A 23,146-nucleotide genomic window follows, 5' to 3' on the forward strand; every position below is an offset into this window, starting at 1 on the left:
TAATGGTCTGTTTTATTTTTGAAGAGCTTCATAGAGTGCATCGAGTGCTTGATTGGCATTAGCAGTTTCTCTGAGTAGCGTCACAAACTTGCTACCGATAATAGCTCCTGCTGCATTCTGTTGCGCACTCTCTAAGGTCTGTTTGTTGCTGATGCCAAACCCTATCATGCGCGGATTGCGCAAATGCATATTATTGATGCGGTTGAAATAGGCAAGTTTAGCCTCATCGAAACTGTTTTGCGCACCAGTAATGGCAGCCGAACTGACCATATAAATAAAACCGTCAGTATGTTCATCGATGAATCGGATGCGCTCTTCACTGGTTTCAGGTGTAATCATCATGATAACTCGAATGTCATAACGGTCGGCAATAGGTTTGACCACATTCAGATAATCATCGAAAGGCAGATCAGGAATGATGGTTCCACTGATACCGCTTTCAGCACAACGACTGAAATAGGTTTCATATCCCATATGCATAACGGGATTCAGATAACCCATCAATACCAGTGGTATTGTGACTTCATCCTTGATGGCAGCCAACTGGCGCAACAGCAGATCGAGTGTCATGCCGTTTTTCAATGCTACAGTACCAGCACTCTGAATGACAGGACCATCTGCCAATGGGTCACTAAAGGGCATACCCACTTCTATCATATCGATGCCACGACGCTGCATGGTCTTGATGACATCTGCTGTATTGTCAATATCTGGACAGCCTGCACAGAAATACAACGATAGCAGTTTGCGCCGACTGGCATTTTGGAAAAGTTGATTTATCTTGTTCATTGTTTTTTATTCTTGTCGATGTTGTCGGAGTACCAACTCCTTATTTATTATTAATGTATATCACAATATTTCGCGAACAGTTTGCAGATATTGCTTGAGTAGCGCCACATCTTTATGACCAGGTGCTACTTCAAAACAACTGTTGAGATCGATACCACACCATCGTGGATGTTGGAAGCGGAGTAGCTCTTCGGTGTTGTGCATGCCAAGTCCGCCACTCAATAGGAAAGGTGTAGTTCCCTTGTAATGACGCAACACCTCCCAGTCAAAACATTTTCCACTACCTCCATAATCTGGAGTCTTTGTATCGAATACGAAGTAATCTACAATTCCATCGTATGCGCCACATTGTTTCAAGTCGTTGACAGATGCCACACTGACAGCCTTGAGTAGCAATTCCACCCCATTCGTTTTCAGCCGACGACAAAATTCCGGTGTCTCTTGACCATGAAGTTGCACGCCATTGAGGTTGTAATCATTGATACATTGCAGAATATGCATTACCGAATCATTAACAAATACACCAATACGCTCCACACCGGCATCCGCCTCACAACGTGATACAGGACGACTGACGCAACGGGGAGATTTCTGATAGAAGATGAATCCCATCATATGAATACCCAACTGGGCTACTTGACGGATATTATCGGCATCGCGCATACCACATACTTTAACGATCATCGTGCCAAATCTTTGATAAACGCATCAAGAGCAAGTCCTGGATGTTCTTGTTTCATAAACTGTTCACCCATTAGAAATCCGCGATAGCCGGCAAGTCGAAGGCTATTGACCGTTTCGGGATTGGAGAGTCCACTTTCGCTGACCTTGCATCCTTCTTTTGGTAAACGGCTTGCCATGTGAAAACTGTTTTCCACATCAGTCACAAAACTTCCCAGATTACGATTGTTGATACCGTAAAGATCAGGAGCGAGGTCGGCATAATCGAGGTCGCGCTCACCATGCATCTCCAACAACACTTCCATTCCTAAATTGTGAGCTTCACGACACAGTTGACTGCAAGTATCATGGTCGATGGCTGCAGCTATTAGCAATACGGCAGAAGCTCCACAGCGACGAGCTTGTAACAACTGGTATTCGTCAATCACAAAATTCTTGTAAAGCACAGGGATTGTTACCCCACTCTGTCTCGCATCAACAATAAACGAGTCGTTACCGCCAAAATAAGTCTCATCGGTCAAGATACTCAAAGCGGCAGCACCATGCTGTTGATACGAGAGGGGAACCTCTGTTGCCAGTGCCGACTGGTGTATCCAACCTTTAGATGGTGAACGACGCTTGAACTCGGCAATAATGCCCGAAGTAGAATCTATAAGCGCTTTACGCATACTGCCACCCTCTGCCTGCTGTCCTTTGCTTTCCATCAGCCGATCGACCTCAGTAGCAAGTTTCCTTAATGGCATAATTTGGCGGTTGCGCTCATTCTCAATTCGCTTATGGGCGATGATCTCTTCCAGAATATCCATAGCATCAATTGCGGTTGAGTTCCACAAACTTACGGAATGTAGCAAGAGCTTTTCCACTGTCAATACTCTCACGGGCAATATCTATACATTCCTCAATGCTCTTACTACCCTTTTCCATGACTTGAATACCAAAGGCAGCATTGGCAAGTACAATATTCTTTTGTGCGGGCAAAGCACGGTTTTCAAGTACAGCATCGAATATTTCCTTCGCCTCTTCCTCTGTGGCACCACCTTTAAGTTCTTCCGGACTTGCAACAGCAAAGCCAAGATCTTCAGGCCGGAACACCCGTTCATAGTCGTTGGTAGTCACTTTAAAGTCGCCAGTCAGTGATATTTCATCGTAACCATCAATACTATTGACGATACCATAGTCGATTCCAATTTTCTGATATACCTGACGGTAGAGTCGCATCTGGTCGAGATTGGCAACACCGAGCAACTGACACTTGGGCTGACTGGGATTGACCAACGGACCTAATAGGTTGAATACTGTAGGAAACTGCAATGCCTTGCGGATAGGACCGACAAATTTCATGGCCATGGCAAAGAGTTGGGCGTGTAGATATACGACACCAGCCTCGTTGATGCTTCGGTTGAGTTTATCGATATCATCGGTAAAATCCACACCATGGTTTCTGATAACATTCGATGCGCCGCTTACCGATGTGGATGCAAAGTTACCATGTTTTGCCACCTTATAGCCAGCACCGGCAATAACGAAGCACGAAGTCGTTGAAATATTAAACGTATTTTTGCGGTCACCACCAGTTCCCACCACATCAATATATCTGTCGCAATCGAGGATAGCAGGTACACCCGTTGCTAAAATACCGTCACGAAATCCCAGCAATTCATCCACTGTCACGCCACGCATTTGCAGTGCAGTGAGCAGTGCGATAATCTGTTCTTCAGGAAATTCGCTTTGTGTGATTCCCACAATGATGTTCTTCGTTTCTTCACGAGTCAGCGCCTCGTGATTCAACATTCTGTTCAAAATGTCTTTCATTTCCATGATGTTATTCTCCTTTTATTATTCATTTTATGTTTGTTATCTATAAAGAAAAGAGGCCCATCGTAAGAACGACAGGCCTCTTGTTTATTCTTTAAGTATCCACACGGCTGTTCGACTCACGATTCTTTCAATCTTGAGTTGCGCCACCACCATGCTGTAGATACAAATATTGTCATTGTCTTTTTTTGTTTGAATGATTATTCGGGTACAAAAGTAATCATTTTCTTTTAATCTGCAAATAAATCGCCAGAAAAAACTACATAACGCACATAAAAAGTACAAATCTCCTACAATTTGTTTTTTGTCATCACCTTACCATGATATCCTGAATATCTACATACCCCCTCATGCGTTCTTCGAGTTTATCTTTGAGATTGTCTTTCGGCTGAAGTCCCAGCTTTCTGCGGATATTAGCACGTTGGGTATTGATATTCGACTCCGTTTTATTGAGTAGCGAGCAAAGATCGCTGAGTTTTCTGTCACGCAGAATAAGCTGTACTATACGTCGCTCAGAAGGTGTCAGTTCGGGGAAAGCCTTCTCAATGCGCTGGCTAACTGAAGCCTCAGCACGTATGAATCGCGTCACATTGGCAATTATATGTCGCTGCGTTGTTTCATCAAACTGTGCCAACAGCAACCGTGTTTGGTCTTCCGTGTATTCAGCCCTTGCCAGTCTGATATACGATTTCACTTGTTTCTTATTGAGTCGCAAGATGTGCAGTAATTCCGCTTCATCGTGTTTCATCATCGTGTTTTCCTTCTGCAGTCGTTCCGCATTGCTGGAAATATGCACACCAAGTACTCCTGTATAGAGCAAAGTCAGCACCACGATAGCCAGACTCTGTATCATCATCGGATCGTTGGTAAATAGTGCACACAATACATACGCCAATATCGATACACCTATATTAATAAGTGAAAACATGGTCTGATACGTAGCAAGTGAGAAAGTGATATTTCCCAATAGCACTATCATTTGTATAAGAATCACCACATGCATGTGTTGCATATCTGGCACAATAGCTCCATAGATAGCATTTGTAGTCATCACCACCAGTGTGGTGAGTGTCATGAGCCTTACTACTGTATTGACACGAAACCATTGCAGTGCATATCCAACAAACCAGATCCAAGTAAGAGCCAACAATGTTCCATTGCTATACTTAAAAAATTCACTTGTAGGACCAGTGAGTTCCATCAGATTGGCAACCAATCCAATGGAAAGTAGGAACGTGTACCAGCAGGTAATCAGCTGGCGTTGTGTGTCAAGATAGTTTTTCTCCCTATGGAAGAATTTCTTGGCCATTTGAACGAACGGTTCAAAATCCGCTCTGAATGACATATCGTCGTTACTATACATAATGGTCTGGGGTGGGTTGGTAATTACTACATTGATATCATTGACAAAATTACGAAAAAAGTTTGAGATTGACCGTTTTTTAGGTAAAAATTTGATAATTTATTGTGTTTTTGACTATATTTAAGGTGCTGTAAATTTGTATATTGCAGTATATTACTGTAATTTTGCAATCGTCAACAGGATGGATGCGCCGGGATAGAAGTTCCCATAACGAATCAATCAACCCGACTCATAAACACTACATGAATGACTATTTTGAAGATTTTACACCATGAAGCACTGATCTTTCTGTTAGTTACCGGTGCATTCACTTGATGACCTTCGTTGTTCGTATTCTCACCAAGCGTGGTATAGCACAAAAGCGAAGTATAAAAACACAAAAGGATATTATTATAGTTCTGTTTCTTACAGATGTGAATCTGCTACCCACAGAACCGAAAGGAGAAGTAAAGAGTGAGTGACTTCTCCATTTCGAAATTGCAACAGACAGCGATATTCATTAGTCCTTTTTTTATTCAAGAAAGAGCGACAGCCCAGCGGGGTCGTCGCTCTTTCCTATTTTTGTATTCATCATCATCAATCAGAATATCGGCTCAGACAGAATAATCCTCATCAAACAGATTCATCCCACTACACCTCATTTGGCAATGGGAATATTATTTATTGTATTTCCAAAGCAATCCTTTCACCAGTTTGCCATACTCCTTGATGACATCGTCGGGCCAAGGACCGGTGGCAGTAGCACGTGGCAAGAGCATTGAGCAACTCTCGTTTTTGTCGCTGATAGACCAGCATACCCAACTGATGCCAAGTCTTTCACACATCTGAATCCATTGTTCTTCACTCACAGGGTCAATCTTTCCATCACCACTGGCTTCAGTAGCACCACTTTCAGAGATAAACACGGGGATTCCTTTCTTTACAGCCTCTTCTGTTCGCTCACGCAGATAGTCGCCGTGTGTGGCTGCATAGAAATGTACGGTGTACATGATATTATTGAAACCCTGCAATGGACTCTCAGCCACCAAATGGATATCCTGATCCCAGTGTGGGCAACCTACGAGGACAATATTATCAGGGTCATACTTTCTGATTTCTAAAATCACCTCAGTAGCATACTTCTTCAGGTCAGCCCATGTATCTTCCACAGGTTCGTTATATATCTCGTAGATGACGTGCGGATACTTGCCGTAGCGCTGCGCCATACGACCGAAGAAGTCTTTAGCCTCAGCAGTTTTGAGGTTATGGCTGTGCCAGTCGATGATGACATAGACATTATTCTTGATAGCCGACTCAATGACCGGTGTCATGCACTGCATAGCGAAATCTGGATTCTCCAAGTAATTGTCTTCTATCAGTATTCCCATAGCGGCACGAATGACCGAAGCATTCCAATCCGTCTTGAGGGTCTTCACTACCTGTTTGTTATAGAATCGTGGCCAGAGATTATGCCATCCCAGACTGACGCCACGCAGGATAACAGGGTTTCCTTGTTGGTCACAGAGTTGTGCACCTTTCACTTGCAACTGTCCATACTGTTTTACGGGGTCTGCAGCCTTAACTGTTGCAGCTGCCATAAGCATAACGACAGCAAGAAAAAGCGTTTTCAATGCTGCCGGAAAGTGTTCATTCATCATTAGTTTTCTGTTTTGTTATTGTTAGGAGAAATTGGTTCAGAACAAAGAGATGGTGTAGAGATAGACCACAGCCGCAGGAATAGCCAAGAGCGAAGAGTCGAAGCGGTCGAGCATTCCTCCATGTCCTGGCAGTATATTGCCACTGTCCTTGATACCCATGGTGCGTTTAAACAGGCTCTCCACCAAATCGCCCCAGGTACCAAACACTACAACGACGAGTCCTAATCCGAGCCATTCCCATGTGGCCAGCATCGACGTCATGCCCAACAACTGCCCGTTATCTACATAATTAGCAATGACCCATGCCACAGCCAATACTACGACACATCCACCGATACTTCCTTCCCATGATTTTCCTGGCGATACTCTTGGGAAGAGTTTGTGACGTCCAAGTAGCGAGCCCACGCAGTAGGCACCCGTGTCGTTCATCCACAAGAAAACAAATACCGACAGTGGCAGTATGGGATTAAACATCACGATTCCCTCTGGTGTTGCATTAAATGCCAACACATTAAGCAGTGAGAACGGCAGTGCAATATACATCTGTGAGAACATCGTATATGCCCAGTCGTTGATTGGATCAGTTTGTTTCAGATAGAGTTCTGCAACGATAAGATAGATGACCGTCACCAGATAAGGGATAAACACCACCGATTTTGCCATTCCTCCATAGACATCGCTACAGAAGAAAGTCATGGCAAGGAAGAAATACACGCCAGCCACAGTAGTGATGAAGCGATTGATGGCCACCCCTTCGCGCTGATTTACCAGTCCTCCAAACTCCCATATAGTGAGTCCGGTGATGAATGCGAAGAGCAGCACCATAGCTTCAGGGCGCAGAAAACTTGCCACAATGGCAGCCACAAATAATATACCGGTAATGGCTCTTACTATAAAGTTTTTCATTGATTTTCTTCTTTGTTTTGATTATCCGTATCGTTGTCATCCACTGGTGTGGCATTATTCTCTTGTTGTGCTTTCAGTGCAGCCTCAGCCTCCAGTCGCTTGCCACGTTCCTCTGCCATGCGCTCTGCTTCCGCACGCTGCTGAGCCTCAAGCAATTCTTCCGCACGACTGGTCCATGGGCGCTTGCCGAATATTTTCTCCACATCCTCTGCGAATATCACCTCACGCTCTATCAGTAGCTGAGCCAATTGAGCATGTCCTTCCTTATGTTCGCTGAGAATCTGCTTGGCACGGTCATATTGTTCGTTGATCATCTTCAGCACCTCATCGTCCATCACCTTAGCGGTCGTTTCAGAGTAAGGACGCTGGAACTGGTATTCGTTATTGTTGTAATAGCAGATATTGGGCAATTTGTCACCCATACCGGCATAGGCAATCATGCCATAAGCCTGTTTGGTAGTGCGTTCCAGATCGTTCATCGCTCCAGTAGAGATATGTCCGATGAAGAGTTCCTCTGCCGCGCGTCCGCCCAACAGTGAGCACATCTCATCGAGCATAGCCTCCTTGGTTTGGATTACGCGCTCTTCGGGCAGATACCATGCAGCGCCCAGTGCTCCGCCACGTGGCACGATGCTCACTTTGACGAGTGGGTTAGCATGTTCTGTAAACCATGATATGGTAGCGTGACCCGCTTCGTGTATAGCGATCGAGCGTTTTTCCTCGTTGGTCATGATTTTGGTTTTCTTTTCCAATCCTCCGATGATGCGGTCAACCGCATCAAGGAAATCCTGCTTGCCCACTCTATGGCTATTGTGGCGTGCTGCAATCAGGGCAGCTTCGTTGCACACATTAGCAATGTCAGCGCCAGAGAATCCTGGAGTCTGACGTGCCAAGAAGTCCACATCTACAGTATCGTCGAGTTTCAATGGTCTGAGGTGTACCATAAACACCTCCTTGCGTTCGTTCAAATCGGGCAGATCCACATGAATCTGTCTATCGAAGCGTCCTGCACGCAGCAGTGCCGAGTCGAGCATATCCGCACGGTTGGTGGCTGCCAGCGTAATAATTCCGCTGTTGGTACCAAATCCGTCCATCTCCGTGAGCAGCGCATTGAGCGTATTCTCACGTTCATCGTTTCCACCCATTGATGGATTTTTCGAGCGGGCACGTCCCACGGCGTCAATCTCGTCGATGAAGATGATGCAAGGAGCCTTTTGCTTAGCTTGTTGGAAGAGGTCGCGCACACGACTGGCCCCCACACCTACAAACATCTCTACGAAGTCACTTCCACTCATAGAGAAGAACGGCACGCCAGCTTCGCCCGCCACGGCTTTGGCAAGCAGCGTCTTACCCGTTCCTGGAGGGCCTACGAGCAGTGCGCCCTTGGGTATTTTTCCTCCCAGTTCAGTATATTTCTGTGGGTTTTTGAGGAAATCCACAATCTCTTGCATTTCCTGTTTTGCCCCGGCTTGACCAGCCACATCTTTAAAGGTAATGTTCAGTTCACCACCCTTTTCATACATCTGAGCCTTTGACTTTCCGACATTGAATATTCCTCCGCTTCCCCCTTTGCCACCGCTCATACGGCGCATGATGAAAATCCAAATAGCCACAATAATCACCAATGGCAAGACATTGATGAATATAGTATGAAGCAGCGCACTGTCCTGTTCGTTGTCGTATGAGAAGTCGCCACTGAATTTCTTCTGTGCCCGCGCCTGCTCCACAAAGCGTTCCACTTGTTCCACAGAACCGATTTCCACTTCCACTGTAGGGTTCTGCCCCACTTGTTTCACACCACCGTTGAAAACATCTCTCAGGTGTTCCTTTTTAGGATACATGTGAAGTACATCCTTGTTTTTATTGACCACAATCTTCTGGGCATATCCTTTCATCACCATAGTCTGAAACTGGGTGTATGTTCGTTTTATGTTGACGCTGGATGAAGAGCCACCCTGTGTGAACATTGCGATGGCAATGCCAATGATGACAAGTCCATAAAGCCAGCTCATATTGAAGCGTGGCATATTCATGTTAGGTTCTTTCTTTTGATTATCGTTCATACCTTATATATAATATATGGCCCGCCGCATGGGGGCCGTCATTGTTTCAATGTCAGTCTAAGTCGGGAAGATGTTTCACATCAGCATCGTCCCAGAGATGTTCCAAATCGTAGTACTCTCTCACGTCAGGCAGAAACACGTGCACCATGACATCGGCAAAGTCGATAGCCACCCACTGTGCCGCTTCCGTTCCAGCCACCGCAATAGGTTTCTCTGCGAGTTCCTTTCTGACGGTTTCCGCCACCGAGTCCGCAATAGCATCCACCTGTGTAGGTGATGCACCTTGGCATATTACGAAATATTTGCAGATGGTGCCTTCAATGTGTTGCAAGTCAGCCACCACGATGTCTTTACCTTTTTTCTCTTGTATTCCTTTTATTATAGTTTCTACGAGTTGTGTCGATTGTTCCATTTTTATTCTATTTGAATTGCAAAGATAAGTTTATTTCTTGATAATAGTGCTTATTATGCTGTTTTTTTGCAGTTTTTTAGAAAAAAATCGCGTTTTTTTTTGTTGTTTCAAAAAAAAGCCGTACCTTTGCATCCGCAATTAAGGCATTGGGGTATGGTGTAATGGTAACACTGCAGATTCTGGTCCTGCCTTTCCTGGTTCGAATCCGGGTACCCCAACACAGTGAGAGTGTTGCAAACTACGATGGTTTGCGGCACTTATTTTTTTGCTTTTTCCTTAGCAAAATCTGTTTCTGCCGATGAGTTTCATGTAGTCTGACCGTTACTTCATCAGAACTACATTCCTTTTCAGTTCGCCGCATCTCCCCTCTTTCTCCCATTCCGACCGTAATTTATTGGGACTTACTGCGGACTCACTTGGGACTTACTACGGAAGCACCACAGCCATGAGTCGATGAAACACACAGTGCCACAGCAGCGCAATTAGTATAGCAATGTAATAAAATAGTACCATGACTACATTTCCCGCTCCATTACAGTTTTACAGTTTTCAAAAACGATTTTTTGGTCTAATCGAGTCGTTTTTCATGGTTCCCAACCCGTAAAACCGCTATAAAACCATCGTTTTTGCTTTTCAAAAACTGTAAAACTGTAAAACTGTAATAGAGTAATGAATGCAGAACGTATTACGCAAGTAAACATATTTCTATAATACATTACAAAGACGGAGTCATAAACTAAATACCAGAATGATCTTATGATAAAAATACGCTGAAACCTGCAGAATAGCTTAAAATAAACAGTTTTGTAATCTTCTCACCTCTAATAGAGGTACACAATTAAGTGGATTAACGAAAATCATATCTATTTACAAGTTGGATATTTCTTTATTCCAATTTAACCATTATAAGTTCTTTATGTGCATTTTTTCGCTTTCAAAATGTTAAAAATGAGCTATAAGATACATTTAAGTCCAAAATGTTTCTTGTTTATGAAACATAATATCTATCTTTGCAGCAAATTGAGAATGTACGGCACAAAACATCTTCCGTCTTGTCTTAACTGACGAGGCACAAAACTTTATTGAAAGTTTACCCGAAGCGGTATCTTACAAGATCTACTACAACATCAAGCGTGTTGCAGGTGGAGAACGCAACAAGGAACTTTTCAAAAAGTTGGAAAACTCGGAAATATGGGAATTTCGTACATTGTACAACAAAACTGCTTATCGTTTATTTGCTTTTTGGGACAAAGAAAAAGAAACATTGGTAATTGCCACTCACGGAATCATCAAGAAAACCCAAAAGACACCAAGCAAGGAAATTGCGAAAGCAGAAACTATTAGAAAAGAATATTTTAAAAACAAATGATTATGGCACAGATGAATCTTACTCCATTGGACGATGTGCTTGACAAGCACTTTGGAAAAGTTGGCACTCCGAAACGTGACGCTTTTGAAAGTGACGTGGACGAAGCTTTACATGCTTGCCGTTTGGGAGAAGCCATCAAGAAAGCTCGTATAGAGCAGAACTTGACCCAAGAACAACTGGGTGAACGTATTGGTGTGAAAAGAGCACAAATCTCTCGATTAGAAAAAGGTTACAGCATAACTATACCTACTATGAGAAGAGTATTTAAGGCTCTTGGTGTAGTAACTGCAACCGTTGATTTAGGTACTGCAGGAAAAGTGGCTTTATGGTAAAGAATACCTAAAAAGGACTGCGTTGCCTATTGGCAATCGCAGTCCCAACCACTTTTAATAATTGTTTCTGTCCTGTTATTCAAGTTTCCGCTTATTTTTATCAGCCAGAAGTTTTAGTATCAGGACAATACAGATACCCACTAAAATGGAGTATCCTAAAAAAACACAGAAAATGATTGCAGAAGTATTCAATGCTCTAACTATTTATATCTGTTTATTATTTCGCAATCACAATAGACACACGGTTTTTGTCGTTTTCAGCAAACGGCTGCACACGTGCGCCCTTTGAATCAGAAGTGATACGGTCTTTGGCAATACCATACTGTTCGGTCAGCACTTTAACAACAGCATTGGCACGCTGAGCAGCGAGACGGTCGTTGATGGTATTGTTTCCAGTTCCTGCATCAGCATATCCAGTAACGGTCACCTTTGCTTCAGGATAAGAGTTGAGGAAATCAACCACTTCCTTGATTTTATCCTGTTCAGCCTTGGCAACAACTTTTGAATTGATGACAAAGAATACGTCGCGACGTATTTCTTCCACCTTCTTCACCTCTACGGTTTCAGCTTTAGGCTGTTCTACAGGAGTCACAGTCTGAGGAGCGGGTTCCACAACTTGCTGTGGCTGAGTTTCAATCACCTGAGGTTTCTGGCGTTTAGTATAGCTTTTGCCCAAATTGATGCGCACTCCTGCCAGTGCATTGAAGTACCAGTCGGCATTTCCAGCCTTCTTTGAGTTATACTTATCGCTGATGATATTGGCGTTACCCTCTACCATAAAGCTCAGTGTATTGTTGATGCGAATAGCCACATCCACACCAGCACGACCGAAAGGACGCACCTTTTTACCTTGCCAGAGACACAAAGTGGTTCGTATGAGGCACTTTTCTGTATCTTCTGTGCATTTTAACCTATAATTCGTTTTTTTTTCAAGGTTTTTTTCAGCATATTTTTAAACGTTCTTTTATTACATTCTGATTTTCGCTTTATACCGTTTTAATGCATCAATAAATTGTACACCTATTTATATTAATATCCAACAATAATATTACATTGGTGCAGGCGACGTATCGTTTTTACCTATTTATATTGTGTAAAAGCACAGAATAGGTCTGTAAGCATCGGTTCGCCACGCATACTTCCCCCCCATCATTACGTTTGACCGTGCGCTCAGTTATTTCAGTTTTCAATAAATTTCGAACACTCGAACACCAATACAACCTAACTCACAGTAGTTCACGGTTTTGAGTGGTGTTCGAAACCTTAAGATTTCAAACACCCTTCGAACACCACTCCGACCACGTGAACCGCCAGCTATCCTCAACAGGAGACTCTGATTGAGCATACATATCGAAGTATAAGTAGGGAGGCTTGAGTTTATCAGACTTTTCTCAAGCCTTGATAATATTATTATCAAACGTTAGATAACACCATTATCAAACGTTGGATAACACCTTTATCAAACGTTGGATAACACCTTTACCAAACGTTGGATAACACCAGTGTCAAACGTTGGATAACACCTTTTTCAAACGTTGAAAAGACCTTTTTCAAACGTTAGACAACACTCTTCCATACATTAGACAATACCTTTGCCATACATTAGACAATAGTCTTGCTAAACGTTATCAAAAGACTGTCGATCCGTTTTATTTCTGGCTGATTTCTGAGTGGCAATTGTTATTTTGACGGATAGATCTGAGTTTTCGCAATATGTTTTCGAAATTGTGTGGTCGATGTGTGGTCGATGTTTCATGCATCGACCACACTATAAAATACTAACCAACAATACGTTGCACGCTTCTGTGGTCGTGTGGTCGAAATTTCTTAAAAACTAAAACAACTGTAGCCTGGCGCAAAGCGCCGAAGATACTCACACTCGGAAGTACAAAAGAAAATCGGAATTTTCTTTTGTACTTCTCTCGGTTTGCACTATCTTTGTACCCAGAAACGAAAACGCAAGAAATATGAAGAACGTAACAGAAACTATTAAGTATATCGGCTGCGACGATGCTGATGTACGACTATTTGAATCACAGTATAAAGTGCCGGAAGGCATGAGCTACAACTCGTTTGTAATCCTCGATGAGAAAGTTGCCATTATGGATACCAGCGACAAGCGCACTATGGAACAATGGAAAGCCAACCTCGCTGAAGCACTCAACGGACGTAAGCCCGACTATCTCGTGGTGCACCACTTGGAGCCAGACCACGCCAGTGGACTCGGTGAAGTGCTGGCACTCTATCCCGATATTAAAATAGTATGTTCGGCACGTGCGCTGACCATGATTCCACAATACTTCCCCGATGCAGACCTTGCCGATAAGGCTATTGCCGTGAAGGAAGGCGACACCCTCTCGCTGGGCGAACACACCTTGACATTCATCATGGCACCTATGGTACACTGGCCCGAAGTGATGGTGAGCTACGACAGTAAGGACAAAGTACTCTTCTCTGCCGATGCTTTCGGTAAGTTTGGCGTGATGGATGCCGATCCCGATGACTGGGCTTGCGAGGCAAGACGCTACTATTTTAATATCTGCGGAAAATATGGCAACCCCGTGACAACACTGTTGCAGAAGGCTGCAAAACTCGATATCCAACAGATTCTGCCTCTCCACGGTCCACTGCTGAAAGGTGAACAAATGGCTGAAGCCGTGCGTCTCTACAACATCTGGGGAAGCTACGGCGTGGAAGCAGAGGGTGTGTTTATCGCCCACGCTTCTATCCATGGATGCACCAAGGCTGCTGCAGAGATGCTGGCAGAGATACTCAAAAAGAAAGGCTGTAAGAAGGTGGCCATCTCTGACCTGTGTCGCGAAGATCAAGCAGAAGCCATAGAAGATGCATTCAAATATGGCAAAGTGGTGCTGGCTGCATCAAGCTACGACGCTGGACTGTTTCCACCGATGTACGACTTCCTGCACCATCTGACCATCAAGACATGGCAGAAGCGCGAAGTGGCACTCATAGAAAACGGAAGTTGGGCCCCAACAGCTGCCCGTGTGATGAAGCAGATGCTGGAGCCCATGAAGGATATTACCATAAAAGGCGACACCGTGACACTGCGTGGCGTGGTGAAGCCTACAGATATACCGGCTCTTGAAGCTTTGGCTGACGCCATTTTGGCGTAACAGCCTATAGGCATCAGGCTTTTGCCAATGCCTGACGGAACTGGTTCATCAACCACTCTTTCTGCTCGGCAATCGTCATCTGCGAATTGTCGAGCAGAATTGCATCTGATGCCTGACGTAAGGGAGACACCTCACGATGGGAGTCGATATAGTCGCGTTCTTCTACATTGCGCAAAATGTCGGCGTAATCAGCCTCCATACCCTTGCCTTTCAACTCATCATAACGGCGGCGGGCACGCACTTCGGCAGAGGCGGTGACGAAAATCTTCAGTTCAGCATCAGGAAACACTACGGTACCGATGTCGCGACCATCCATCACAACTCCTTTATCCTTGCCCATCTGCTGTTGTTGCGCTACCATGGCGGTGCGCACAAATGGTAAGGCTGCGATGGGACTGACGCGACTCGACACCTCCATGGTGCGGATGTCGTGCTCTACCAACTCGCCGTTGAGATAAGTGTCGGGGCGACCTGTCTCGGCATTGAAACGGAAGGAGATGTTGACATCGCCCCGGTCGATATGCTCGCGAAGGGCTTCTTCATCAATACCTTTATCGGTAAAGAGTCCGTTGCGCAGCGCATAGAGCGTCACACTGCGATACATGGCTCCCGTGTCAACATAGACGTATCCCACTTCGCGTGCCAAGTCCTTGGCCATGGTACTCTTACCACACGACGAATGACCGTCGATGGCTATCGTTATCTTCTTCATATCGTTTGTTTTTTTCGTTTGTAATTACAATCTTGATTCAAGTTTCGCAACTGAGGGAATTGATTGAAGTTAAAGAACGTTTTCGTTAAGCCAAATGAGCAGAATAAAGCTCGCTTTAATTCTGTCATGGCGAGAAAAGGTGCCATAAAATGGAAGTTATCACTCCCTACGGTCGTTCGGGAAGTTAAGAGACAATAGCCTTTTGCCGTAAGACCTAGGACATTTGTCCCTTAACTTCTCTCTAACTTCCCTAACTTCCCTTAACTTCCCCACATGCGATAGTTCAGTAATCTTGATAATTTGTTGTTAAAAACTATAGGACGCTCCCAACAGTAGCGACGAGGCTGACACATGGTAGCGAGCATACGCCACATGAAACTTGAAGCGCTCCAACTGCAGACCGGCACCACACGACAAGCCGGCGCCATGGCTGCTCTCACCATCGCCATCACTGAGACGCATCTCGCTGGGGCGACGGAAATGGTAGCCGGCAGCTACATAGACATGGTCGCCCAAGAAGACATCGGCACCGATGGTGAGGTGTTTCAGAAGCGACACATCCCAACTGTTGAGTCGCGACAACGTTGCAGAGAAGCGCAACGGAGCAGCAGAAAGGCGCTTGGAGATGCCTACTGCCACATCCAAGGGCAGATCTTCATGGGTGTCGGCATAGGTTTGGACCTGTCCACCCAGATTGCGTGCAGAGGCTGACAGGGAGATACCGTGATCTTCGTCGTAATAGTTGAGTCCTAAATCGGCAGCAATAGCCTGCGAATGGTAGCCTGCAAGATCGGAAGTGATATAGCGAAGGGTTACTCCACCACTCCACCTATCGCCCAAGAGATAAGCCAACGAGGCAGAGAGTGCTATGTCCTTGGCTGACAAATCGCCGAGGTCGGTGCCCGATGCATCCATCTGTCGCATGTCGCCATAGTCCATATACTGTGCACTCACAGCCCATGTGGCTCGTTCGCCCCAAGCCTTGACAAACGCTGCCGACGCCGTTTTCACTCCTTCCATATAGGTCATATAGTTGAGATTGAGCGTGCGGTCGGAAACATTGCTGATCAGGGCGGGATTATGAAACACCAGCGATGCGTCGTCGTCGCTAATACTGATATTGTCGCCACCCAATGCCGCAGCATGCACACTGACAGGCAAGCGGAGGAACGTATATACCTCCTGGCTTTCCTGTGCAACGGTGGCTGATGCCGTGCAGAGGCTGATGAGGGTCAGTATGACTTGCTTCATCGCTGATAATGTTTCCTGTGATTCTATTACGCAAGAATTAGAATGTCCACTTCACTGCCAATGTTGGATTGACAAAGAAGTTTTTGCCATTGTAGGTGTTGTAAACGAAGTTGTGGCTGATCTCTACCTCGGAACCTACGCTGAGATTAACGTCTTTCATGCCAGGCAGGGTGTTGAGGTTGTACCAGAACTGCGGTTCGGTGAGCATCACCAGTTGTCCGTGACCGTTAGCTTTCTCTCCACGCCAGAAATCAATGAAGCCAGAGAAGGTGCAAGCCTTGTTGGCAAAAGTGATGCCCCATACACCGGTCAGCTGCATGCTATGGTAAGCGTGAGTATAGTCGTAGCTCTTGAAGTAGCGTTTGTAGAGCACTTGTACGGAATAGGTCTTGGAGAAATCGGAAGAATGACCGTTCCAGGCGGGACCCAACAGGGCTGCATGCTGGAAACTACCCGAACGGTTGAGACCGCCGTCATACTCTATATGGGCTGCAAGGGGTGATCCCTTGCCAAGATTGAACTCGCGCGAAATCTCGGTATAAGCGGCCTCCATGAACTTGCGGCTGAGGTCGAAATCCACAAAATAATACCATGAACCGAAGCGGTCGGCTTTGAACTGTTCAAGGGTGAGAGTCACCTTTTGACGGCCTGCTTCCTCGTCGGAATAGATATTACGGCCAAAATCGTAGTGCAGTTGTACGTTCTGTGCCTGTGCGGCAAGGGCAAAAATAGCCACAAGGCTACTGAGAATAACTTTTTTCATTGTTTGTTATTTTTGGGTTAATAATTGTATCATCTGTCGGGCTGCCACATCGGGAGCCTTGCTGTCACCAAGTATTTGCTGTACCTGCCGGTAACCTTCGAGCATCACCTGACGTTGAGCGCCACCAGGCAGGATGGCTTCGAGTTGCATTCGGATATTGTCAACACTGAAAGTGTCTGCCACCAATTCGGTAACGACTTCGCGGTCGGCTATCAGATTGACCAGCGACACATAGCGTACCTTCAGCAGATGGCGACGAAGATAGCCAATGAGCCAAGGCAATGGAGTTTCATAACATACCACTTGCGGCACATTGAACATGGCGGTTTCAAGTGTGGCAGTACCACTGGTGACAAGGGCTGCCGTGGCTGTGGATAACAAATCGTAGGTCTGATTGCGCACCATACGGACTGCCGTGCCACGCAGAAAACGGTCGTAACAAGAGGGTTCGATGCCCGGTGCTCCTGCCAACACGATATCGTAACGGTCTGACAGATGGCGCGTGGCGGCTATCATGGCAGGCAGATTGTCTTTGATTTCCTGGCGGCGCGATCCTGCCAACAAGGCAATGACCGGACGCAAGGGCTGTTCGGCATGATGGGTGCTCTGGTATTCGCGCACCTCTTGTGCGGTGGGATTGCCCACATAATGGATGGGGTAATGGTGCTTGCCTTCAAAAAAGGCCACCTCGAAGGGAAGTATCGAGAAGAGTTCGGCTACATCGCGCTTGATATTCTTGATGCGATATTCCTTCCATGCCCATATCTTCGGGGCAATATAGTAAAAGACGGGTATATCAGTATGGCGTTTGAGCCATGCTGCTATGTCGAGATTGAAACCGGGATAATCGACAAGGATTACCACATCGGGGTGCCACGCTACGATATCGGCTTTGCATCGGCGCATGTTCTTGAGGATGGTGGGCAGATGGAGTAATACGGGAATGAAACCCATATAAGCCAACTCACGATAGTGTTTGACCAGCGTGCCACCAGCCTGCTGCATCTGTTCGCCACCGAAAAAGCGAAACTCTGCCCGTTCGTCAAAGGTCTTGAGCGAACGCATCAGACGTGAGGCATGAAGATCACCGCTCGCCTCGCCAGCTATCAAATAGTATCTCATTCGGTCCAATTGCTCATGCGGTCCAACATATCGTATGCCGTTACGTCAATGCGAGTCGGCGTAATAGCTACATAGCCATGGTCTAATGCCCATTCGTCGGTATCGTCCGATTCGGGCTCAAGATTGGCATAATGGCCTACCATCCACCAATAGTCGTAGTTGCGGGGATGATGACACTTCTCTACTTCATTATACCAGATGCCTTTGGTCATGCGACATACCTTAACACCACGAAACGAAGGCAACTTCGGAAAATTGACATTGAGACAAACTCCTTCGGGCAAACCTTCGGTCAATACACGTGCTACCATGCGGCGAACATAAGGGCGAAGAGGCTCGAAATCGGCATCATCACGATGGTCGCAAAGGGAAAAAGCTACGGAGGGGATGGACTTCATACAGCCTTCACGCACCACGCCCATCGTGCCGCTATAGTGGGAATTGACCGAAGCATTGTCGCCATGATTGATGCCGCCAAGCACCAAAGCAGGCCGACGATCGGGGCAAAGTTCTGCCATTGCCAACTTCACACAATCCACAGGAGTGCCGTTGCACGACCAAATCTCTACTCCTTCCTCCTGATGCTGCTGATGTAACGTCAGCGGTAACGTGGCAGAGAAAGCACACGAATAACCGCTACGGGCTGAATCGGGCGCACAGACCAGCACGTCGGCAAGGTCGCGAACCATCGCCACAAGACTGTTGATGCCCTTGGCTGCATAGCCGTCATCATTGGAAATAAGTATCAGTGGTTTTCTTTTATCCATGCTCTGTTATATGATTTTGTTTGCAAAAGTACTAAAAAAGGTTGATATTTGACCGATTCTCAGAGAAAATTCGTAACTTTGCAACCTATATAACTTATTTAGAGATTGGATATGGGAAAGATTATCGCACTGGCAAACCAGAAAGGCGGAGTTGGAAAGACTACTACCACCATCAATCTGGCAGCATCACTCGCTACACTGGAGAAGTCGGTTCTCGTGGTCGATGCAGACCCGCAGGCAAATGCTTCCAGCGGACTGGGCGTTGACATCAAAGAAGTGGAATGCTCACTCTATGAGTGTATCATCGACAAAGCCGACGTGCGCGATGCCATCTATACTACCGACATCGACGGACTCGACATCATACCAAGCCACATCGACTTGGTGGGAGCTGAAATAGAAATGCTCAACCTCGACAATCGTGAGCGAGTGCTCAAAGACTTGCTGGCTACCATCCGCAACGACTATGACTATATACTCATAGACTGTTCACCATCGCTCGGACTGATTACCGTCAACGCACTTACGGCTGCTGACTCGGTCATCATACCCGTGCAGTGTGAATACTTCGCACTGGAAGGTATCAGCAAACTGCTGAACACCATACGCATCATCAAGAGCAAACTCAATCCGCAACTGGAGATTGAAGGATTCCTACTGACGATGTACGACTCACGTCTGAGACTGGCAAACCAAATCTACGACGAAGTAAAACGCCACTTCCAAGAGCTGGTATTCAAGACCGTCATACAGCGTAACGTCAAACTGTCGGAGAGTCCAAGCCACGGACTGCCCGTCATACTCTATGATGCCGACTCTACAGGATCCAAAAACCATCTGGCTCTCGCCAAGGAAATCATCAACAAAAACAGTAATCAGACCAAACGATAATGACCGTAAGAAAGAAATACGACCGCAGCGTACTGGGAAGAGGACTCGATGACATGGGTGCAGGAAGAGGACTCGATGCACTCATCGACACGGGCAACGTACACACACAGGGTTCGTCAAACCTCAACGAGATTGACATCACTGAGATTGAACCCAACCCCAACCAGCCACGACGCGAGTTTGATCAGGAAGCACTACAAGAATTGGCCAGCAGCATCAGAGAGTTGGGCATCATACAGCCTATCACTCTCCACAAAACAACTGGCGACAAATATCAAATCATTGCAGGAGAACGACGCTGGAGAGCATCACAACTGGCTGGACTCACTAAAATTCCTGCCTATATCGTCACAGTAGAAGATGAGAACGTCATGGAAATGGCACTCGTCGAAAACATACAGCGCGAAGATCTCAATGCAATTGAAATTGCACTGGCATACCAACACTTGGCAGAAAAGGGAGGTATGACACAGGCACGCATCTCAGAGCGAGTGGGCAAAAGCCGTACCGATGTCACCAACCATATGAGACTGCTCAAACTGCCTGCACAAGTGCAAATGGCACTCAAAGAGCATGAGATTGACATGGGACATGCAAGGGCGCTACTTGCCATTGACAGCCCATCTATACAAATCAGACTCTTCAAGGAGATCCAGAAAGAAGGATACTCCGTCAGAAAAGTTGAAGAACTGGTGCAAGCGCTCAAGAACGGCGATGATATCAAAACCAGCAAAGGAAAAATTGCAGCAAAAAACAAATTGCCGGAAGAGTTCTCTTTGCTGCGCGACAGACTCTCACAATTCTTCCAAACTAAAGTGCAGATGACTTGTTCACCAAAAGGAAAAGGCAAAATCAGTATTGCCTTCGACAACGAAGAACAGCTGGAACGCATCATGAATGCACTCGACAACAGCAATCAGTAATAAACAAAGATATGTCGTGTGCAACCTGTAATGGGTTGCACACGCAATATGTCTAACAACGCTATCTATCAGTTGAAACACTATAATAACATATCAACGCTGAAATTCGCAATATGCTCGCTACTGCTGGCAATATGCACCTCGGCCTATGCACAACAGCATAAGACCATCAAAGAGGATACTGCACCAGTGGACAGCATTGACCTGATGATGGCACGCATCGACTCGCTGGTCACTGCAGACTCTATCATCAACATGACTGCCAATAAAGACGAGCGATCAATACTACAGGTGGATTCCACCAAGCGCATCAAAGCGAAACGCGACTGGTCAACATGGAAACCTGATCCACAACGCGCACTTTGGCTGGCTTTGGTACTGCCGGGAGCAGGACAGATATACAATCGGAAATACTGGAAACTACCTATCGTATATGGAGGATTCATGGGATGTATCTATGCCATGACATGGAACAACATGATGTACAAGGATTACTCACAAGCCTACCTCGACATCATGGACGATGATCCAAATACCAACAGCTACAACAAATTCCTGCACCTCGGCATGCAGATAAACAGCAGCAACGAAGAAAGGTATAAACAGATATTCAAAAGTCGTAAAGACAAATACCGCCGGTGGCGCGACATGAGTTTCTTTGTGATGGTAGGTGTCTATGCCCTATCGGTCATCGATGCCTATGTTGATGCCGAACTATCGGTGTTCGATATATCAAAAGACCTCAGTCTGAAAGTAAAGCCTACAGTCATTCCCAACCATAACGGGGGGAATCCGCTGACGGCACAGTCGCTGGGTGTGAATTGCAGCCTCAACTTCTAATCACACACCACACTCACTAAAAAGAAAGCAACAAGAAAAGGAATGAACAAAAGACTTATTAGCATATTCACCCTGCTGACCGTCTTAATCATGGGCGTACAAGCACAGGTGGTGACTACAAACGAAGAAGATACCGACGAAGAGGATGAACTCATCGTTATTGACGAAGAGGGTAAAGAGGAAATTATCGAATTTCCTGAAGCAATGACCTATGACCTCGACAGTCTGCTCAACGAGTATATGGCGAAAACATATCTCACACCCGAAGACTGTAATACAACAAATGAAAATCCTTCATATCCCACAGAGGTGTTTGTCGAACGCCTCTACAGACTGCCTACCGTCATGGAAATGGCACATAATGAGGTAGTGCAACAGTTTATCGACAGATACTGCACCAGACTCAGACGCACTATAGGCTATGCACTTGGAGCATCCAACTTCTATATGCCTATCTTTGAAGAGGCACTCGATCTCTACCAGATACCACTCGAACTACGCAATCTGCCTATCATAGAATCGGCACTCAACCCCAAAGCCGTATCAAGAGTGGGAGCAACAGGACTCTGGCAGTTTATGCTCACCACAGGAAAAACATACGGCCTGCAGGTCAACTCACTCGTTGACGAACGTCGCGACCCCATCAAGGCTTCGTTTGCTGCTGCACACTATCTGAGCGATCTCTATAAGGTGTTTGGCGACTGGAACCTCGTCATCGCTGCTTACAACTGTGGACCGGCTAACGTCAACAAGGCAATACAAAGGTCTGGAGGAGCAAAAGACTATTGGCAGATTTATCCCTATCTGCCAAAAGAAACAAGAGGTTACGTGCCGGCTTTCATAGCTGCCAACTACATGATGACCTACTACTCGAAGCATAACATCTGTCCGATGCACAGCACATTGCCTGCACAAACAGATACAGTGATGGTGGCGCGAAACATCCATCTGCAACAGATTGCTGGGGTGTTGGGAATAGACATCGAACAGCTTCGAGCACTCAACCCGATGTATCGACGCGACGTGGTACCCGGTGCCACACAGCCATACGCCATCAGACTGCCACTGGCAGACGTCAACCGATTCATCGAAATGGAAGACTCTATCAGCAACTATAGGGCAAGCGAACTGCTGACTAACCGCATGCAGGTGGAGGTTAACGATGATGTGCCTACCTACTATCATAAGAGCAAACGCTATGTGAAGAGCCGAAAGTGGCGCGTCACAAGACGCTCCCATATGCATCGCGGATCAAAATCAAAAGCACGACGCGGCAAGGCAAGGCACAGCAAGAAACGCAGCAAGGCACGCAGCAGAAGACGCAGATAAGACACTGCACCAATAACGATTCTTCCCTATATATATAAATAAGGTAT

Annotated in this window: 22 protein-coding genes and 1 tRNA gene; 8 read left to right on the plus strand and 15 right to left on the minus strand. The window is 45.9% G+C overall.

The window, feature by feature from the left end; translation table 11 throughout:
* Positions 1 to 12 precede the first annotated feature (12 nt).
* From trpA to rsfS, 9 genes are all read right to left on the minus strand, one after another.
* The gene (trpA, locus tag CIK88_RS02005) at positions 13 to 789 is read right to left on the minus strand and encodes a tryptophan synthase subunit alpha (RefSeq protein WP_094434190.1); all 777 of its coding nucleotides are present in this window, start codon (positions 787 to 789) and stop codon (positions 13 to 15) included.
* Positions 790 to 849: 60 nt separating this feature from the next.
* The gene (locus CIK88_RS02010) at positions 850 to 1,473 is read right to left on the minus strand and encodes a phosphoribosylanthranilate isomerase (RefSeq protein ID WP_094434192.1); all 624 of its coding nucleotides are present in this window, start codon (positions 1,471 to 1,473) and stop codon (positions 850 to 852) included.
* Positions 1,470 to 2,276 carry an indole-3-glycerol phosphate synthase TrpC gene (locus tag CIK88_RS02015; protein WP_094390521.1) on the minus strand — a complete coding sequence of 269 codons (807 nt, stop codon included), beginning with the start codon at positions 2,274 to 2,276 and terminating at the stop codon, positions 1,470 to 1,472. Before CIK88_RS02015 ends, CIK88_RS02010 begins: the two co-directional genes overlap by 4 nt.
* Before the next feature lie 4 nt (positions 2,277 to 2,280).
* Positions 2,281 to 3,282, minus strand: coding sequence for an anthranilate phosphoribosyltransferase (trpD, locus tag CIK88_RS02020; RefSeq protein WP_094434320.1), 1,002 nt, complete (start codon positions 3,280 to 3,282; stop codon positions 2,281 to 2,283).
* Between the two features lie 313 nt (positions 3,283 to 3,595).
* Positions 3,596 to 4,648 carry a hypothetical protein gene (locus CIK88_RS02025; protein ID WP_144007363.1) on the minus strand — a complete coding sequence of 351 codons (1,053 nt, stop codon included), beginning with the start codon at positions 4,646 to 4,648 and terminating at the stop codon, positions 3,596 to 3,598.
* Between the two features lie 656 nt (positions 4,649 to 5,304).
* The gene (locus CIK88_RS02030) at positions 5,305 to 6,258 is read right to left on the minus strand and encodes a glycoside hydrolase family 5 protein (protein ID WP_094434322.1); all 954 of its coding nucleotides are present in this window, start codon (positions 6,256 to 6,258) and stop codon (positions 5,305 to 5,307) included.
* A 63-nt stretch (positions 6,259 to 6,321) separates the two neighbouring features.
* Positions 6,322 to 7,191, minus strand: coding sequence for a phosphatidate cytidylyltransferase (locus CIK88_RS02035; protein ID WP_094434194.1), 870 nt, complete (start codon positions 7,189 to 7,191; stop codon positions 6,322 to 6,324).
* A complete protein-coding gene (gene ftsH / locus CIK88_RS02040; protein WP_094434196.1) occupies positions 7,188 to 9,254 on the minus strand; it encodes an ATP-dependent zinc metalloprotease FtsH in 2,067 nt (688 codons plus the stop codon). Before ftsH ends, CIK88_RS02035 begins: the two co-directional genes overlap by 4 nt.
* A gap of 52 nt (positions 9,255 to 9,306) precedes the next feature.
* Entirely contained in the window at positions 9,307 to 9,666 is a 360-nt protein-coding gene (gene rsfS, locus CIK88_RS02045) for a ribosome silencing factor (RefSeq protein ID WP_094390525.1), read from the minus strand.
* A 147-nt stretch (positions 9,667 to 9,813) separates the two neighbouring features.
* On the opposite strand from rsfS, the gene CIK88_RS02050 reads away from it, so the two are divergent.
* From CIK88_RS02050 to CIK88_RS02060, 3 genes are all read left to right on the plus strand, one after another.
* Positions 9,814 to 9,884: transfer RNA gene (locus CIK88_RS02050), tRNA-Gln, on the plus strand.
* Between the two features lie 824 nt (positions 9,885 to 10,708).
* Positions 10,709 to 11,035 (plus strand): type II toxin-antitoxin system RelE/ParE family toxin, encoded by a 327-nt coding sequence (locus CIK88_RS02055; RefSeq protein WP_094434198.1) that lies wholly within the window; start codon positions 10,709 to 10,711, stop codon positions 11,033 to 11,035.
* 2 nt (positions 11,036 to 11,037) lie between these two features.
* Positions 11,038 to 11,367 (plus strand): helix-turn-helix transcriptional regulator, encoded by a 330-nt coding sequence (locus tag CIK88_RS02060; protein ID WP_094434324.1) that lies wholly within the window; start codon positions 11,038 to 11,040, stop codon positions 11,365 to 11,367.
* Positions 11,368 to 11,584: 217 nt separating this feature from the next.
* Here CIK88_RS02060 and CIK88_RS02065 read toward each other — a convergent pair whose 3' ends face one another.
* Positions 11,585 to 12,232: an OmpA family protein gene (locus CIK88_RS02065; RefSeq protein ID WP_254046829.1), complete on the minus strand. Its 648-nt coding sequence runs from the start codon at positions 12,230 to 12,232 to the stop codon at positions 11,585 to 11,587.
* 1,102 nt (positions 12,233 to 13,334) lie between these two features.
* Between CIK88_RS02065 and CIK88_RS02070 the strand changes: the two genes are divergently transcribed.
* Positions 13,335 to 14,501: an FprA family A-type flavoprotein gene (locus CIK88_RS02070; protein ID WP_094434200.1), complete on the plus strand. Its 1,167-nt coding sequence runs from the start codon at positions 13,335 to 13,337 to the stop codon at positions 14,499 to 14,501.
* 13 nt (positions 14,502 to 14,514) lie between these two features.
* Here the strand turns inward: CIK88_RS02070 and cmk are convergent, their stop codons facing one another.
* The 5 genes from cmk to surE all read right to left on the minus strand — a co-directional run bounded on the left by cmk (position 14,515) and on the right by surE (position 19,116).
* Positions 14,515 to 15,213, minus strand: coding sequence for a (d)CMP kinase (gene cmk, locus CIK88_RS02075; protein ID WP_094390527.1), 699 nt, complete (start codon positions 15,211 to 15,213; stop codon positions 14,515 to 14,517).
* A 306-nt stretch (positions 15,214 to 15,519) separates the two neighbouring features.
* Positions 15,520 to 16,464, minus strand: a complete 945-nt coding sequence (porQ, locus tag CIK88_RS02080) for a type IX secretion system protein PorQ (protein WP_094434202.1) — start codon at positions 16,462 to 16,464, stop codon at positions 15,520 to 15,522.
* A gap of 37 nt (positions 16,465 to 16,501) precedes the next feature.
* On the minus strand, positions 16,502 to 17,227 hold the full coding sequence (locus tag CIK88_RS02085; protein WP_094390529.1) for a DUF5020 family protein: 726 nt from the start codon (positions 17,225 to 17,227) through the stop codon (positions 16,502 to 16,504).
* 6 nt (positions 17,228 to 17,233) lie between these two features.
* A complete protein-coding gene (gene lpxB, locus CIK88_RS02090) occupies positions 17,234 to 18,349 on the minus strand; it encodes a lipid-A-disaccharide synthase (protein WP_094434204.1) in 1,116 nt (371 codons plus the stop codon).
* Positions 18,346 to 19,116, minus strand: coding sequence for a 5'/3'-nucleotidase SurE (surE, locus tag CIK88_RS02095; RefSeq protein WP_094434206.1), 771 nt, complete (start codon positions 19,114 to 19,116; stop codon positions 18,346 to 18,348). The genes lpxB and surE overlap by 4 nt, the downstream gene beginning before the upstream one ends.
* A gap of 111 nt (positions 19,117 to 19,227) precedes the next feature.
* Between surE and CIK88_RS02100 the strand changes: the two genes are divergently transcribed.
* The 4 genes from CIK88_RS02100 to CIK88_RS02115 are packed head-to-tail and all read left to right on the plus strand — an operon-like array spanning position 19,228 to position 23,099.
* Complete coding sequence (locus tag CIK88_RS02100; protein ID WP_094390532.1) at positions 19,228 to 20,007, plus strand: ParA family protein; 780 nt, start codon at positions 19,228 to 19,230, stop codon at positions 20,005 to 20,007.
* Positions 20,007 to 20,930, plus strand: a complete 924-nt coding sequence (locus CIK88_RS02105; protein WP_094390533.1) for a ParB/RepB/Spo0J family partition protein — start codon at positions 20,007 to 20,009, stop codon at positions 20,928 to 20,930. Before CIK88_RS02100 ends, CIK88_RS02105 begins: the two co-directional genes overlap by 1 nt.
* A gap of 48 nt (positions 20,931 to 20,978) precedes the next feature.
* A complete protein-coding gene (locus tag CIK88_RS02110) occupies positions 20,979 to 21,770 on the plus strand; it encodes a DUF5683 domain-containing protein (RefSeq protein WP_254046772.1) in 792 nt (263 codons plus the stop codon).
* A 42-nt stretch (positions 21,771 to 21,812) separates the two neighbouring features.
* Complete coding sequence (locus CIK88_RS02115; RefSeq protein WP_094390534.1) at positions 21,813 to 23,099, plus strand: lytic transglycosylase domain-containing protein; 1,287 nt, start codon at positions 21,813 to 21,815, stop codon at positions 23,097 to 23,099.
* Positions 23,100 to 23,146: the final 47 nt, after the last annotated feature.

It is taken from the genome of Prevotella sp. P5-50, from assembly GCF_002251295.1.
In the GTDB taxonomy this organism is placed as follows: domain Bacteria; phylum Bacteroidota; class Bacteroidia; order Bacteroidales; family Bacteroidaceae; genus Prevotella.